Source organism: Microbacterium sp. MAH-37, assembly GCF_009758255.1.
Taxonomy (GTDB): domain Bacteria; phylum Actinomycetota; class Actinomycetes; order Actinomycetales; family Microbacteriaceae; genus Microbacterium.
Genome location: NZ_WSEN01000004.1, coordinates 247,311 through 262,207 on the forward strand (window position 1 = coordinate 247,311; position 14,897 = coordinate 262,207).

General features: G+C 67.5%; 18 protein-coding genes and 1 pseudogene. 9 read left to right on the forward strand and 10 right to left on the reverse strand.

From position 1 onward, the window contains the following. Positions 1-84: 84 nt before the first annotated feature. Entirely contained in the window at positions 85-1,239 is a 1,155-nt protein-coding gene (locus tag GON06_RS04610; protein ID WP_332837157.1) for a DNA cytosine methyltransferase, read from the reverse strand. Positions 1,240-1,377: 138 nt separating this feature from the next. Between GON06_RS04610 and GON06_RS04615 the strand changes: the two genes are divergently transcribed. Beyond that, positions 1,378-1,788 (forward strand): very short patch repair endonuclease, encoded by a 411-nt coding sequence (locus GON06_RS04615; RefSeq protein WP_157311133.1) that lies wholly within the window; start codon positions 1,378-1,380, stop codon positions 1,786-1,788. Here GON06_RS04615 and GON06_RS04620 read toward each other — a convergent pair whose 3' ends face one another. The 9 genes and pseudogenes from GON06_RS04620 to GON06_RS04655 all read right to left on the reverse strand — a co-directional run bounded on the left by GON06_RS04620 (position 1,789) and on the right by GON06_RS04655 (position 7,326). Beyond that, positions 1,789-2,040: a hypothetical protein gene (locus GON06_RS04620; RefSeq protein ID WP_157311134.1), complete on the reverse strand. Its 252-nt coding sequence runs from the start codon at positions 2,038-2,040 to the stop codon at positions 1,789-1,791. Positions 2,041-2,295: 255 nt separating this feature from the next. Then, on the reverse strand, positions 2,296-3,765 hold the full coding sequence (locus GON06_RS04625) for an SIR2 family NAD-dependent protein deacylase (RefSeq protein ID WP_157311135.1): 1,470 nt from the start codon (positions 3,763-3,765) through the stop codon (positions 2,296-2,298). A 296-nt stretch (positions 3,766-4,061) separates the two neighbouring features. Further along, positions 4,062-4,304 (reverse strand): hypothetical protein, encoded by a 243-nt coding sequence (locus GON06_RS04630; protein WP_157311136.1) that lies wholly within the window; start codon positions 4,302-4,304, stop codon positions 4,062-4,064. Continuing rightward, entirely contained in the window at positions 4,301-4,816 is a 516-nt protein-coding gene (locus tag GON06_RS04635; RefSeq protein WP_232528265.1) for a hypothetical protein, read from the reverse strand. The genes GON06_RS04630 and GON06_RS04635 overlap by 4 nt, the downstream gene beginning before the upstream one ends. A gap of 51 nt (positions 4,817-4,867) precedes the next feature. Beyond that, positions 4,868-4,969: pseudogene (locus tag GON06_RS19150) on the reverse strand (DUF2510 domain-containing protein); the annotation flags it as partial. 448 nt (positions 4,970-5,417) lie between these two features. Further along, entirely contained in the window at positions 5,418-5,810 is a 393-nt protein-coding gene (locus GON06_RS04640) for a type II toxin-antitoxin system VapC family toxin (protein ID WP_157311138.1), read from the reverse strand. Beyond that, positions 5,807-6,037: a FitA-like ribbon-helix-helix domain-containing protein gene (locus tag GON06_RS04645; protein WP_157311139.1), complete on the reverse strand. Its 231-nt coding sequence runs from the start codon at positions 6,035-6,037 to the stop codon at positions 5,807-5,809. The genes GON06_RS04640 and GON06_RS04645 overlap by 4 nt, the downstream gene beginning before the upstream one ends. A gap of 64 nt (positions 6,038-6,101) precedes the next feature. Then, positions 6,102-6,398, reverse strand: coding sequence for a DUF503 domain-containing protein (locus GON06_RS04650; RefSeq protein ID WP_332837158.1), 297 nt, complete (start codon positions 6,396-6,398; stop codon positions 6,102-6,104). Between the two features lie 34 nt (positions 6,399-6,432). Further along, positions 6,433-7,326 carry an aldo/keto reductase gene (locus tag GON06_RS04655; protein WP_157311140.1) on the reverse strand — a complete coding sequence of 298 codons (894 nt, stop codon included), beginning with the start codon at positions 7,324-7,326 and terminating at the stop codon, positions 6,433-6,435. 56 nt (positions 7,327-7,382) lie between these two features. On the opposite strand from GON06_RS04655, the gene GON06_RS04660 reads away from it, so the two are divergent. The 8 genes from GON06_RS04660 to panB all read left to right on the forward strand — a co-directional run bounded on the left by GON06_RS04660 (position 7,383) and on the right by panB (position 14,884). Next, positions 7,383-7,742: a MerR family transcriptional regulator gene (locus GON06_RS04660; protein ID WP_157311141.1), complete on the forward strand. Its 360-nt coding sequence runs from the start codon at positions 7,383-7,385 to the stop codon at positions 7,740-7,742. Positions 7,743-7,888: 146 nt separating this feature from the next. Next, complete coding sequence (locus GON06_RS04665) at positions 7,889-9,079, forward strand: MFS transporter (protein WP_157311142.1); 1,191 nt, start codon at positions 7,889-7,891, stop codon at positions 9,077-9,079. Positions 9,080-9,153: 74 nt separating this feature from the next. Next, positions 9,154-9,720, forward strand: coding sequence for a PadR family transcriptional regulator (locus tag GON06_RS04670; protein ID WP_157311143.1), 567 nt, complete (start codon positions 9,154-9,156; stop codon positions 9,718-9,720). Between the two features lie 11 nt (positions 9,721-9,731). Beyond that, positions 9,732-11,588, forward strand: a complete 1,857-nt coding sequence (locus GON06_RS18630; RefSeq protein WP_232528155.1) for an ABC1 kinase family protein — start codon at positions 9,732-9,734, stop codon at positions 11,586-11,588. A 129-nt stretch (positions 11,589-11,717) separates the two neighbouring features. Further along, positions 11,718-12,704, forward strand: a complete 987-nt coding sequence (locus GON06_RS04680; RefSeq protein ID WP_157311144.1) for a DUF2520 domain-containing protein — start codon at positions 11,718-11,720, stop codon at positions 12,702-12,704. Beyond that, entirely contained in the window at positions 12,701-13,552 is an 852-nt protein-coding gene (panC, locus tag GON06_RS04685; RefSeq protein ID WP_157311145.1) for a pantoate--beta-alanine ligase, read from the forward strand. The genes GON06_RS04680 and panC overlap by 4 nt, the downstream gene beginning before the upstream one ends. Then, positions 13,552-13,944, forward strand: a complete 393-nt coding sequence (gene panD, locus GON06_RS04690) for an aspartate 1-decarboxylase (RefSeq protein ID WP_157311357.1) — start codon at positions 13,552-13,554, stop codon at positions 13,942-13,944. Before panC ends, panD begins: the two co-directional genes overlap by 1 nt. Before the next feature lie 67 nt (positions 13,945-14,011). Further along, positions 14,012-14,884 (forward strand): 3-methyl-2-oxobutanoate hydroxymethyltransferase, encoded by an 873-nt coding sequence (gene panB / locus GON06_RS04695; RefSeq protein WP_332837159.1) that lies wholly within the window; start codon positions 14,012-14,014, stop codon positions 14,882-14,884. Positions 14,885-14,897: the final 13 nt, after the last annotated feature.

Below are 14,897 nucleotides of genomic sequence, written 5' to 3' on the forward strand. Positions count from 1 at the left end.
GCGACGCGTGATCAGCTCATTGCGGTTGAGTAGCGAGGAAATGGCACACCGCAACGCCCCGGTTCTCCCGAAGCAATGACCTTCTCAGTCCGAGGCAAGGATCCTGGACATGTCGATGTTGGGTTCGATTGACGCATATGGAAGACCGGCAAACGATTTGAATAGAGCCGTGAAAATTGCTTCGGCCCCCTTGACCGGAACCGCCATGCCGACCTGCTTGCGGACGCTGTCCTTTAGGCCCTCGAACACGAACTCATCAGGGAACGATTGCAACCGGGCTTTCTCGCGATTGGTCAATGCTCGGTTGGCGGACCAGTGGTACATGTGCGACCCGCCGCCACCCGCGCCGGTGACCGTGTAAGCAGGCTTGCCCGGCTCCAGCCGCTTATATGTAGTACTGATAGTCGTCTTGGTCTTGATGCGCAGATGGTCCGGGAGGACCTCGAGGACTCGAGGGGAGAAAGCGTGCTCTCCAGCGCGAATCAGGTTCAGCCGGTCCACGACATTCTTAGACTGCCGGGTGAACTCATGGTTCGGAGCGTAAAGGTCGATTGGGGGTGTCATGAGACTCGTCTTCGCGCTGACATCCACATCCTTATATAGCTCAGGGGAAGGCACACGGTATTCGACATCGATGTCCTCGCGGATGCCGACGATCACGATTCGCTGTCTACGCTGAGGGACTCCATATTCATCAAATGAATACAGATGAGGAACGATAGTGTAGCGGGGGCCATCATCGGGTGCTTGAAGGTGCTGGAGGATCTGTTTGAAAGCTTGTCCTTCATTGGCCCCACGGAGCCCAGAGACATTCTCAGCAACAAACCACTTGGGTTGTTTGGAGGCAAGAACTTTTACGCCATATGAATAGAGGGGGCCGTACGATCCGGTCAGGCCCTTCCACTCTCCAACGAGGCTGTAGTCATTACATGGGAAACCGAAAGCGAACCCCTCGACATCGCCGAGCGCATCAATGTTGAGGTCGTGCACGTTCTGATGAACGATCCCGCCGCCACGTGCGGGGAGCTCGGTGGATGATTCCACGATCTTCGCGTCCCTGCCGAACTCGGGGACCAGGATATTGCGCTTATAGGTTCGACAGGTGTCGAGGTCGTAGTCGTTGGCCCACGCGTGCCGGAGGTCAACACCTTCCACGTTCTGGGCTGCGAGTCGGGCCCCGAGGGCCATGCCTCCTGGGCCGCTGAACAGCTCTCCCATCCGGAAAGACAACTCGGGCACGTCTGACTCCTCAACGCATTGGATTCTCAAATAGCAGCCTACCGGGTATCTCGATCGGGGGCGGTGCGGCTCTCCGGGGCTGTCTCGAACACTAGTTCGAGCCTCGGACACGGGATCGGTCGCGGGTAGTCTGCTGGAATGTCGTGGGCGAGTTCAGGTGGGGCTCGTAGAACCATGCGCGCAAATAGGCGGCGGGACACGGCGCCCGAGTTGCGGGTGAGGAGACGACTCCACGCCGAGGGGTACCGCTACCGCGTCGACTACGCGCCGCTGGGCGGGCGGCGCAGGGCGGACATCGTCTTCACGAAGGCGCACGTTGCAGTTTTCATCGATGGGTGCTTCTGGCACAGTTGTCCTGAGCACGGGACAGCGCCGAGATCCAACGCCGGTTACTGGGGGCCGAAGCTCGCGCGTAACGCAGAACGGGATCGAGAAACCGATGCGCTGCTCACCGCGGCCGGCTGGTGCGTCCTTCGCTTCTGGGAGCACGAGAACGCGGAGGATGTCGTCGCTCGCATCGGTGAGGCGCTACGACCGTCCCAGCGATGATCAAGCCTTGGGCAGAACTGTCGCGCCGAATATGTCGGTCAATGCCCTGACGAGTGACCGTGCGGTATCGACATCGAACTGCATTGATTGGCTGCTCTTCGGTACGGAGGCGCGCGTCTCAGAACCAAAGGTGCTCATGTGGAGAAAACGAGTGCCGTCCGCGGCTTCGACGATCTGTGTGAAGCACACGCTTGTCGTTGTGTGGGGTTTCACGTTCTGATATCCGGGCTCGACCGCAGAGATCCTGACCATCCTTCGAGCGTATAGGCTGCGCTCAGCCGTTCTCGTCGAGCGCAGCCACGGCTGCGGCAATGATGAGCGAAAGAGAGCCCAGTTCGACAGATTCCCATGTTCGACCTCCAATCGGCAGATGCGAACAACATATGCAGGGCGTCGGATATCGAAGCTGACTCGCTGTATCTGAAGCGGCTTCGCTATCAGGCCGTTCACGACGGAAGCAATGATCTCATGTCCCCTCGCGCACGGGGGCGGGGCCTCGCCCTATTATCAGTCGAGCCCCTTCGGCAACGCACTCCGAGAGCGCTTTTCCACCCGCGCGCCCCACCCCAGATCCCGAAGGCCCACCGCCACCGCATCCCACGCAGTGCCGCGCCTGTCAGCCTCCGGAATGGAGTCGATCATCTTCCCCAGCGCCTCCGCGACGATCCTGTCCTCCGGATCGAGCGTCGACAGATACCCCTTGGCCAACAGATAGGAGTGCGACGATGCTCCGTACGCCAGCACCGCGTCGAGGAAGACATCGACCATTCGAGGTGTGTCGACCTCCACGAACTTCAGATCATCGCCCCACAGCCCGCGCTTGACGGGATCGTGACCGATCGTCAGCACAGTTCCGAACGGTTGTCCCTTGTCAGGCACAGCCCGACGCACGTCATGGACGATCTCGTGGAAGTGCGGATCGGTCACGCCGAAGCCGACGAAGAGCAGGTGGCGCGTCATCAGCGTCGCCTTGACCAGCGAGCTGAGCGCAGCTCGGTCGGCGTTGAAGCCGAGATAATCCTCGCGGGTGAGGACGATGGAAGCGGGATCGTCGACAGTGCCGTGCAGCTTCAGCAGCCACCTCTCCTCGTCACCGCGCGCACCTGGGATGACCCGACGCGGGCGCTGCCCGTCGCCCGCCGCCCATTCGAAAAGGCGATCGTAGTTGAGCGTGATCGCCTGCTCGGCCTCGAGGGCAGCCAGCAGCGGTGGCGCGATGCCATACCGCTTCACGTTCACGGCATCCGCCACGATCCGCCCGAACGCGGCCTTGTCGGCCCCGGTTCGACGCTCGAGCGCGTACTGGACGTACGCGGCCTGATCCAGGACGTCGTGCTTCGCGAGTTCCCTCCTGACTTCAGGCTCGACCCCGGCATCCATCGCAAGGCGGTTGATCAGCGACTTCCAGTCGGGCGCGCCCGCGGACAGACTGATTCCTGCGCCCATGAACGGCACGAGCTTGGACTCCGCAGCAATTTCGCCGAGCTCGCGTGCGCTCGCGTGGAGCTCTGGTGTCAGTTCGGGCCATGCGTCACGGCCCTCGCGCCGGATCATCTGTGCGAGCGCGTAGTCGCGGGGATCCCGCAGCACGATCGCCACGTCCACGTTGTAGTGCGCCGCGGCCGCGAGAGCCTCGCGGTAGACGACTCGGAACATCTTGCCGCGGACGGAGCCGGCGCCTCCGCCGCCGACCCCGAACAGCGGAACGGCCAGAAGGGGGCGATCGCGTTTCGACACGGCCGCCGTCGCGCCGCGCCGCTTCGAGATCTCGAACGCTTCCGCGAAGAACGCCTGCAGACGAGGGGCGAACTCCTCGAGATGCTTGACTCCGTCGTAGGGAACCGCGGTCAGAATCGTCGCAGGTTCGTTCAGTCGGCCTCGCCGGTCGGTCAGCGCAAGTGTGAAACTCTTCTCCGCCTTGAAGTCCGCACGCCGCTGCGGATTGATCCGGCCAGGGGCACCCGGTGCCGACTCCATCCACCCACCGCCGTCGCGCAGATCCCGATCCGTCGCGTAGAGATACGCATCGCAGGCGAATCGACGGATGTCCCCCTGGATGACGAAGACGTGTCCTGTCATGAGCTGATCATGGCACCGCGAGGCGCCACACGGAATCTCGTAGAAACTGCTGCGGCATGTGCTGCTCCGTGGTCCGAGCGGACCGGCTATTGGTCACGATTGCGCAAGCCGGGGACATCGCGTTCTGGTGCCGGAATCAGCAGTAGACGCCTGCCTGCGCGAGCGCACCGTACGGCTTTCATGCGGCCTCGTGCTCAGAGACCGCTGAGTAACTTCACCTTTGCATCTGAGAACTCCTGGTCGGACAGAATGCCCTCGTGGTGGAGCTCGGCGAGTTCGAGCATGCGCTCAGAAAGGGTGGGAGTTGCGGAGGTATGGGCGGGCTGAACCTCGCTCGTGGCCTGCGGCTCGGGTTCGACCTCGATGCCGAGAACCGTGATGCCGGCTTCGATCAGCGCCTTGGCGACGGCATCGTCTTCCTTGCGACTCCACTTCATGAGCCCGTTGTGCATCTGATTGGCGAGCGTGTGAATCGTCTTATCGGTCGTGATGACGAGATTGACTTCTTGGACGCGTTGGCCGCGAACTGTGCGATCCCTGTCGTCGCGAGGCCGACCGCGGTGCCCTTCGACAGGATTTTTCCGCCCTTCATGATCCCCGACATCGCCTGCATGACCGCACCTTCGAGGGCGGACCCTGGGGCGGCGTCCGAGGCCGCTGACGCCGCGGCTGCGATCTCGGCCTTGGAAGCAGAGACGGTGATGGAGCGCAGCTTCTCGTACGGTGTCCTCTTTGTGATTTCGGCAGGCCTCGTATGGTCGCCAGTACCCTCTGCGATACGGACGTAACCGCCTTCATAGATCTCGATGGTCGACACCCCGAAAGTTCCGCTCGTTACGAGAGCTCCGGCCGCACGAGCACGCTCTTCGTGGTCGCGTACAGCCTCTTCCTTGGCGTTCTTCCTGTCGACGCTGGCCCGTCGAACAGCCGAGCCCATCTTGGAGAACATGCCTGCGGGCTTCGTCTCCGCTGCAGCCGCCGGAGGTGCCGCCGGGGGAGGAGCGGCCGGTACGCGCAAGTGCTCGGTCCACGCCGTACCATCCCAGAACCGCTCGTTACCGGCCCCATCGGGGTACCACCCGGCGGGCGCTTGCTGACTCATGACAACCCATTCCTCCTCATTGACGATTGTCGTCAGGGTGCCGGGGCCGCACGCAAGACGGTCCCGCTTCCTCCCCAGACGAACGCCCCTCCCCAGGGCACTCGGTGTGGAGCATCGGACTGCGTTCCGAGGTCCGACGAACTGGTTATCGGTCAGATAAGCGCAGTCGGGCGACACAGCTTTTCGGGCATTGACTGCGCAGAATTGAGACGTCTGCGAGACATCGACAGTTTGTGTCTGGGTATTTTCGAATGGTGACCGGGTCCGCGTGTTGCCGCGTGCTGCGCTGTCTCCCCGCCGACAGCATCGGACAAGGGAGTGCTGGGAGAAGACGTTCTGAACGTCGAGGTACAGGCGGGCTGTTACGACGACGGATCCGGCCCGATGCGCTGGTCGGACGGTCAGGGAGACAAGGTATCGCGTCGTGGTCTCCGAGGTCGGGGGCGCTTTACTCCGCCGCGATCTCAACCACGCAGTGCTTCTTCGCGGCCTTCGCCAGCCGCTTGTCGAAGGTCAGCAGCGGGCATCCGAACAGCTCGGCGAGAGCGACGTAACTCGCGTCGTACGCGGAGAAGTTCTGACGCAGTGCCATGACGCGCGGGATCAGCGGCAGCGACGGATGCAGATCGATCGGCAGGCGCATGAGATCGTCGACGGCGGAGAGAAGACCGCGCTTGTCCAGGTGCCCGCCAAGACTCAGGCCGCGCAGGGCTGAAGCGGTCTCGAGTGGCAGGACATCGGGAGCGATGAGCCTCTCGCCGAAGACCTGCTCGTGCAGCCGAGGGGTGGTGCCGTGCTCGCCGATCAGCTTCACGACGGCAGACGCATCGATGACGATCATCGATCGCGTCGGCCGTCGTGGATGGCCTTGACGATCGCCTCGGACGGGATGTGCTGCGGCGGGCGCTGAGAGAACTCCAGAAGAAGCTCCTCCAGCGTCGGCTTCGCCGCCAACTCCGTCAGCTCGGCAGTCAGATACTGCTGGAGCGACTGCCCGCGCGCCTCGGCCCGCGCCGACAGCACGGAGTGCACCGCCGGGTCGAGGTCTCTGATCAGCACGTTAGGCATGCTTACAGTATGCATGCACGTCATCCGATCCGGTAGTGGATGCCGAAGCCTTGTCGAGGACCCGTCAGTCCCCGCTCGACCGCAACCCTCTCCGCGCCGACAGCACCGTCACCTCGGGATGCCTCTCCACCAGCATCCGCTCGGCCTGATCCAGTACATCGCGCACGTGCGTCGCGTGCGCGGCGACCACCGAGACGCCGATCTCGGTGCGGCGGTGCAGGTCCTGCGCGCCGACCTCGGCGCAGGAGGCCTCGGTGCGCCGGCTCAGCTCGGCGATGATCGGGCGGATCACGCTTCGCTTCTCCTTCAGCGACTGCACGTCGCCGAGCAGGATGTCGAACTCGATCCACCCGATCCACACGCCGTCAGTCTGGCACGCGCCGAGGCCTCGCGGCTCACCCCTCCGAGATCCGCCGGAACTGCTCCTCGCTGAGCTCCACCTGCAGCGCGCCGAGGTTCTGCGCCAGGTGCGCGAGCGACCCCGTCCCCGGGATGGGCAGCACGTTCGGCGAGCGCCGCAGCAGCCAAGCCAGCGCGACCTGCGATGGCTCCGCTCCGATCTCACGAGCCACTCCGGCGACGGCCCCGTCCGGCGAAGCCAGCGACCCGATAGCGAGCGGGAAGAACGGCAGGAACGCGATGCCCGCGGCATCCGCATGGTCGATCACCGCATCGTGTCCGCGTGCCGACAGGTTGTACAGGTTCTGCACCGATGCGATCGGCGCGGTGCGCCGCGCCTCGTCCAGCTGGTCGATGGTCACCTCGGACAGCCCGATGTGCCGGATCTTGCCCTGATCGCGCAGCTCGGCGAGCGCTCCGACCTGATCGGCGATCGGGAAGTTCGGGTCGAGCCGGTGCAGCTGCAGCAGGTCGATCCGCTCCAGCCGCAGGCGCCGCAGGCTCAGCTCGACCTGCTGCTGCAGATACGCCGGATGCCCGAGCGGCACCCACACCGTCGGCGACGGCCGCACGTTGCCGACCTTCGTCGCGATCAGCACATCGTCGGCGTACGGATGCAGCGCTCGCGCCACCAGCTCCTCACTGTCGCCCAGCGCGTACGCATCCGCCGTGTCGATGAGCTGCACGCCCGCCTCGACGGCTCCGCGCAGCAGGGCGATCTGCTCGGCCGGATCCTCCGGTCTGCGCCAGATGTGCGCACCCGTGCGGGAGTGATCGCCGGTCGCATCCGTGAGGCGCATCGTGCCCAGGCCGATCCGCCGCACCGGCAGATCGCCGCCCAGCAGGAAGAAGTCGTCGGCGGTGCGCGTTGTGATGGTTTCAGTGCTCATGCCCACGACGGTAGGAGCTGACACCAGTGTCAGATGCAAGTCCCGCGGAGGAATTGATGTCATACGACGCGATCACGATCGGCGAGCTGTCCGCACGCACCGGCGTCAGCGTGCGCGCGCTGCGCCACTACGAGCAGAACGGCCTGATCACCGCCGTGCGCACCACCGCAGGACACCGGCGCTTCGCGCCCTCCGCGGTCGAGGACGTGCGCCGCATCCGCCTCTTCCTCGACGCAGGGATGCCGCTGGCCGTCGTCGCCCGGGTCGTGGAGTGCTTCGTCGACGACGGCGTCCACCTGCACGCGTGCGTCGCCGACGCCCTGCGCGAGTACCTCGACGTCGTCCAGCAGCGCATCGACGACCTCGACGACCAGCGCCGCAGCCTGAACCGGCTGCAGGAGCTGGTCGCAGTCTGACCGGCGGCGCGTCGCGCAGCCGTACCCAACTTCGGATCGCACACGCGACGCGCCGTGTGCGGGGGCGGGCGCTCCGGCGCGTCGTTCCTGGCATCCGCAGTCGGGCACGCGGCGGGCGGTCCATCCGCCTCGATAGCGTGGAACGGATGCCTTCCTCCCCGTCCCTCGCCCTGCGCCGCGCCCGGCTCGGCACCGCGCTGCTGTTCCTCACCAACGGTGCCCTGTTCGCGAACATCCTGCCGCGCTATCCCGAGATCAAGTCGTCGCTGGGGCTGGATGCCGCCACCTACGGCCTCGCCATCGCGGCCTTCCCCGCCGGGGCGATCGCCGCGGGCCTCACCGCCGCGATGTTCGTGCGGCGCTTCGGGTCGGCGAAGGTCGCGGTGGTCGGCACAGTCATCGTCAGCCTGAGCCTGCTCGCCGCGGGGCTCGCGCCCTCGGCGGTGCTCTTCGCCCTCGCCCTCCTGCTCGGCGGCGCCGCCGACTCGATCACCGACGTCGCCCAGAACGCGCACAGCCTGCGTGTGCAGCGCGGCTACTCCCGCTCGATCATCAACTCCTTCCACGCGATCTGGTCGGCCGGCGCCGTGCTCGGCGGCGCAATGGCGGCCGCCGCGATCGCGCTCGGGCTGCCCCTTGGCATCCACCTGTCGATCTCGGCGGTGATCTTCGTGACCGTGTCGCTCATCGCCGCCCGACTCTGCCTGCCAGGCCGCGACGAGGCAGGGGAGGCACCCACCGTCTCGCAGGAGAACACGAAGCCCCGCATCACTCCCCGCACCGTCTTCATCCTGCTCGCCCTCGTGCTCATCGCCATCGCTGGCGCGGTCGTCGAGGATGCCGGCATGTCGTGGGCCACCCTCTACCTCGGCAGCTCGCTCGGTGCGCCCGCGGCGCTCGCCGCCGTCGGCTACATCTCCCTGGTCGGCGCCCAGTTCGTCGGACGCCTCGTCGGCGACCGGCTCGTCGACCGCTTCGGGCAGCGCACCGTCGCGCGGGTGGGCGGCGTGATCGTCGCCGTGGGCATGGGGCTCGCGCTGGCGTTCCCCACGGTGCCCGGCACGATCGTCGGATTCATGGCCGCCGGATTCGGCGTCGCCACCTTGATCCCCGCGGCGCTGCAGGCCGCCGACGAGCTGCCCGGCCTGCGGCACGGCGCGGGCCTGACGATCGTGTCGTGGCTGCTGCGGCTCGGCTTCCTGCTCGCCCCGCCCGTGGTCGGCCTCGTCGCCGACAACGCCGGCCTGCGCGCGGGCCTGCTCGTCGTGCCGATCGCCGGCCTCGTCGCGATCGCCTTCGCGGGCGTGCTGGAGGGGCGTCGGAAGACTGGGAACTGACCGCGAACCTCTTCCCGAACGACAGTTACCGATATATCGTTAACCATCGTTCAGCCAGAACCGAGGAGGCCATCATGAACGGTTCGTTCTCTTCCAACGGGTTCGGAAACCCCTTCGACCTCGGATCCGGCGGCCGCGGCCCCGGCTCCCTCTGGGAGGCCATGGACCAACTGCGCTCCGCCTTCGAGCAGCGCATCCCCACCCCGCGCATGGGCCGCGGCGACGTGCGCACGGCCGTGCTCGCCCTGCTCGCCGAGCAGCCCATGCACGGATACCAGATCATCAACGAGATCTCCGAGCGCAGCGGAGGCACCTGGAAGCCGAGCGCCGGCTCGGTCTACCCCACGCTGCAGCTGCTCGCCGACGAGGGCCTCATCGAGGCCGTCGAAGACAACGGCCGCAAGACCTACTCGCTGACCGAGGCCGGCCGCGAGGCGACCGCCGAAGACAAGCAGGCCCCGTGGGAGGCTTCCGCCTCTCGCCCCGGCGCGCACCTGACCGCCCTTCCCAAGGCGGGCATGGAGCTCGCCGCCGCTGCCGCGCAGGTCGGCCGCACCGGCTCGCCCGAGCAGGTGCAGCAGGCGGTCGCCGTACTGGAGGATGCCCGACGTAAGCTGTACGCGATTCTCGCCGCCGACTGATCGGAGCCCGCATGGCGCAGTCGGCGCATCGCCGTCGCTACCGACGCATCCTCGCCTTCGCCTCCCGCGTGCTCGTGCAGGTGTGGTGGTTCGAACTCGTGCTCCCGCGGATCGGATTCGAAGGCACCGCGGATCGCACGCGGGAGGCTCGGATGCTGCGCATCGCGCGGCGCTTCCACGGCCTCGCCGTCGACCTCGGCGGCCTGATGATCAAGGTCGGGCAGTTCCTCTCGTCACGCCTCGACGTGCTGCCGCCCGAGGTCACGCAGGAGCTCGCTGGCCTGCAGGACGAGGTGCCGGCGGTGCCGTTCGCCGACATCCGCGCACTGGCCGAGGCCGAGCTAGGCACCACGCTCGCCCTCGCGTATGAGCGATTCGACGAGACGCCGGTCGCCGCGGCATCCCTCGGCCAGGTGCACCGCGCCCGGCTCTCGCCCGCGGCCGCGGCGGATGCCGGATTCGCCGACGTCGTCGTGAAGGTGCAGCGCCCCGGCATCGACGCCATCATCGACACCGACCTCGCCGCACTGCGGAAGGTCGGCGGATGGCTGCGCCGCATCCGCATCGTGCGCGAACGCGTCGACGCGCCGGCGCTCGTGGAGGAGTTCGCGCGCACCAGCCTCGAGGAGGTCGACTACCTGCACGAGGCGGCCAGCGGAGAGCGATTCGCATCCGACTTCGAGGATGACGTGCGGGTGGCGGCTCCGGCCGTCGCATGGGAGCGGACCACCCGCCGGGTGCTGACGCTCGCCGATGTCACGGCCATCAAGATCAATGACATCGATGCGCTGCGCGCCGCGGGCATCGACCCGTCCGAGGTCGCGCGGGTGTTCGCCGACGTGATGTTCGAGCAGGTCTTCACGCATGGCTTCTTCCACGCCGATCCGCACCCCGGCAACATCTTCGTGACGCCCCTCGGGATTGGTGCTTCCGCAGCTCCGGTCTCAACGGTTGTGGGTGCTGGGGCGGGCGCGGGAGGTGGCGACCCGCAACGAGTGGGACCGGAACTGTCGGGGGCTGACCCCCTCGGGGCTCCGGTCTCGACCGTTGCGGGTGTTGCGGGCGAACACCCGCAACGAGTGGGACCGGAGCAAGTGGGGGACCAGCCCGCCTGGCGGCTCACCTTCGTGGACTTCGGGATGATGGGCGAGGTGCCGGCCGGCATCCGCGACGGACTGCGTGCGCTGCTGATCGCCGTCGCCGCGCGCGACGGCAAGAAGCTCGTCGCGGCGGCGCAGGACATGGGAGTGCTGCTGCCCTCGGCGCAGAACGCCGAGCTCGAACGGGCACTCACCACCCTGTTCTCGCGCTTCGGCGGCATGGGCTTCGCCGAGCTGCGTGACGTCGACCCGCACGAGCTGCAGGACTTCGCCATGGAGTTCGGCGAGGTCGTCCGCACGATGCCGTTCCAGTTGCCCGAGGGGCTGCTCATGCTGTTCCGCGCGGTGTCGCTCACCTCGGGCATGTGCAGCGGCCTCGATCCCGCGTTCAACGTGTGGGACGCGGTCGAGCCCTACGCCAAGCGCCTGCTGCGCGAAGAGAGCGGCAACGTCGTGCAGGACTTCGCCAAGCAGACGCTCGAGAACGCGGCCGTGCTGTGGCGGATGCCGGGACGCATCGACTCCGCGATCACGAGGCTCGAGCAGGGCAGTCTGACGTTCGACCTCAGCCGGCTGGAGCGGCGGATGGGGCGCCTCGAGCTGCTCGTGCGCCGCGCCGTCGGAGCGGTCCTGTTCGCCGGTCTGCTGATCGGCGGCGTCCTGCTGCTGCCCACCAGTCCAGCCTGGGGCGGAGTGCTGATGGGAGTCTCGGCGGTGCCGCTGCTGTACGCGCTCGCGGCAGGACTGTTCACTTCCAAGAGCAGATAGCTCCCGGAGCGATGTGCACGCTGTAATCACGAAAATCTGCCTGTTCTGCTTTACTTAGTGGCGCACGACCGCGCAGATTGATCCGCGAATTTGCACGGGATGCCCGATCGGCGTCATACTCAACGCGCCATGCGCACCTCTTCCGAACCCGCTTCGACCGTCGCCGTCCTCGGCGCCGGCCGCCTCGGCAGCGTGCTCGCTCGCGCGCTCAGAGCTGCGGGGCTGACCGTGTACGGCCCTGTCCGTCGCGGCGAGGAGATCCCCGCGAGCGATGTCGTGCTGCTGTGCGTTCCCGATGCCGCGATCGCCGAAGCCGCCGCGGGAGTCTCGACGGGGCTCGTCGGCCACGTCTCCGGAGCGACCGGACTCGACGATGTCGACTTCAGCCTGCATCCGCTGCAGACGTTCACCGGCGCCGAAGGGCCGGACGCATTCCGTGGCATCGGGGCCGCCGTCGCCGGGCGCACACCGGCGGCGCTCGCGGTCGCCACCTCACTCGCCGAGGCGCTCGGAACGCGGCCGTTCGCGGTCGACGACCGCGCGGGCTATCACGCGGCGGCTTCGTTCTCCTCGAACTTCGTGCTCACCGTGCTGGATGCTGCTGAGCAGGTCGCACGGGATGCTGGTCTCGAGGATGCGCGCGAACTTCTGGCCCCGCTGGTGCGCCGCACCGTCGACAACTGGGTGTCTCAGGGCGCGGCATCTGTGCTGACCGGACCCATCGCCCGCGGCGACGAGCAGACCGTCGCCCGCCAGCGCGCCGCGATCGATGCCGCGCGGCCCGAGCTCGTGGCCCTGTTCGACGAGCTCGCCGCCGCGACTCGCGTGCTCGCCGCCACCCTGCACCGTGAGCAGGCGAACCTTGCCCCGCACCCTGAGCGAGCGGAGCGAGAAGAAGGGGCTGAGACTGAGCGTCCTTCGTCTCGCTCCGCTCGCTCAGGATCCGGGGGCGGAGGACCCGCGGATCCTGAGCGAGGAGCGCAGCGACAAGACGAAGGGCGCTCAGGATCCGGGGGCGGAGGACCTGCGGATCCTGAGCGAGGAGCGCAGCGACGAGACGAAGGGCGCTCAGGATCCGAAGCACATCCGGAAGCACAACAGAAGGCCACCGCATGAGGATCATCCGCACCATCCCCGAGCTGCGAGCGGCCGTCGCCGATGCGCGCGGGACCGGAGCATCCGTCGGCCTCGTGCCGACCATGGGCGCGTTCCACGAGGGGCACCTCTCGCTCATGCGCCGGGCGCGTGAGCAGAACGGCCTCGTCGTCGTCTCGTTGTTCGTCAACCCGACCCAGTTCGGCGCGAATGAGGACCTCGGCTCCTACCCGCGTGATGAGGCCCGGGACGCCGCGATGGCCGGGGCCGAGGGCGTCGACATCCTCTTCGCCCCGGATGCCGCCGAGATCTACCCCGACGGGTTCGCGACGAGCATCCACGTCTCCGGGGTCACCGACGTGCTCGACGGCGCGAGCCGCGGCGCGCACCACTTCGACGGCGTCGCCACCGTCGTCACCAAGCTGTTCGGCATCGTGCAGCCCGACGTCGCGTACTTCGGCCAGAAGGACGCGCAGCAGGTGCTCGTCGTGCGGCGGCTGGTGCGCGACTTGAACCTCGACGTGCGCATCGAGGCGTGCCCGATCGTGCGCGAGGCCGACGGTCTCGCGATGAGCTCGCGCAACGTCTACCTCGACGCGGATGCCCGGACGCAGGCCACCGCGCTGAACAGGGCTCTGGACGCGGCATCCGCTCTCGCAGGCTCCGGGGAGCGCGACGGCGCGGCGCTCGTCGCGGCCGCCCGCCGGGTGCTCGACGAGGCCGGCATCCGTCCCGACTATCTGGAGCTGCGCGACAACGACGACCTGCACGAGGTCACCCGGCTCGACGGCGAGGCCCTGCTGGCCGTCGCCGCGCGGGTCGGCGCCGCGCGCCTCATCGACAACCACGTCCTGAAAGGCGGCGCATGATGCGACGCACCATGCTGAAGTCCAAGATCCACCGCGCGACCGTCACCGGCAGCGACCTGAACTACGTCGGCTCGATCACGATCGACCCCGACCTGCTCGAAGCCGCCGACATCCTGCCGCACGAGCAGGTGCACGTCGTCGACGTCGACAACGGGTCGCGCTTCGTCACGTACACGATCGAGGGTGAGCGCGGATCGGGGGCGATGCAGGTCAACGGCGCCGCCGCGCGACTGGTGCACGCCGGCGACACGATCATCGTCATCTCGTACGCGGAGTACTCGCGCAAGGACCTCGCCTCTTACGAGCCGACTGTCGTGCACGTGGACCGTGGCAACCGCATCATCCGGGTCGACGACGTCGTGGACGCCCTGCTGACGGAGGCGGCAGCATGAGTGCCGTGCTGGGCGCCCTTCGTCTCGTCGCTGCGCTCCTCGCTCAGGATCCGCGGAGCGAGACGAAGTGAGCGCCGCGCCCGCCCCGAGCCGCCGGCTGACGCTCGGCGATCTCGCCGCGAAGAAGGATGCCCGTGACCCGATCGTCATGGTCACCGCCTACGACCACCCCGGCGCGCAGATCGCCGAGGAGGCCGGGGTCGACATGGTGCTGGTCGGCGACTCCGGCGCGATGACCGTGCTCGGTTACGACAGCACCGTGCCGGTCAGCGTCGACGAGATGCTCATGCTCACGCGCGCCGTCCGACGGGGGCTGTCCCGCGCGCTGCTGGTCGGCGATCTGCCGTTCGGCTCATACGAGGCATCCGACGCACTCGCGATCGAGACCGCGCAGCGCTTCGTGAAGGAGGGCGGCGTCGACCTGGTCAAGATCGAGCGCGGCGGCACGACCGTCGACCGCGCGCGGGCGATCGTGGCCTCCGGCATCCCGGTGGTCGGCCACGTCGGGCTCACCCCGCAGACGGCGACGGCGCTCGGCGGTTACCGCGCCCAGGGGCGCACCGCCGACGGCGCGCTCGCCGTGATCGACGACGCGCTCGCGCTGCAGGATGCCGGATGCTCGCTCATCGTGCTCGAGGCCGTGCCCGCCGAGATCACGCGGGCGCTGCAGCCGCTGCTGCGCATCCCCACGATCGGCATCGGCGCCGGAGCTGATGCCGACGGTCAGGTGCTCGTGTTCCACGACCTGCTCGGTCTGCTCGACGGGCCCCAGGCGAAGTTCGTGAAGCGCTACGCCGATCTGCGGAGTGCCGCGATCGATGGTGTGCGGGAGTACGCCGACGAGGTGCGGTCGCGCGCCTATCCCGCAGTCGAGCACACCTACGGGATGCCGGCCGACGAGGTCGCCCGGATGCAGGAGGCGCTCGCGGAGCGGGCCTGATCGCATCGCCTCT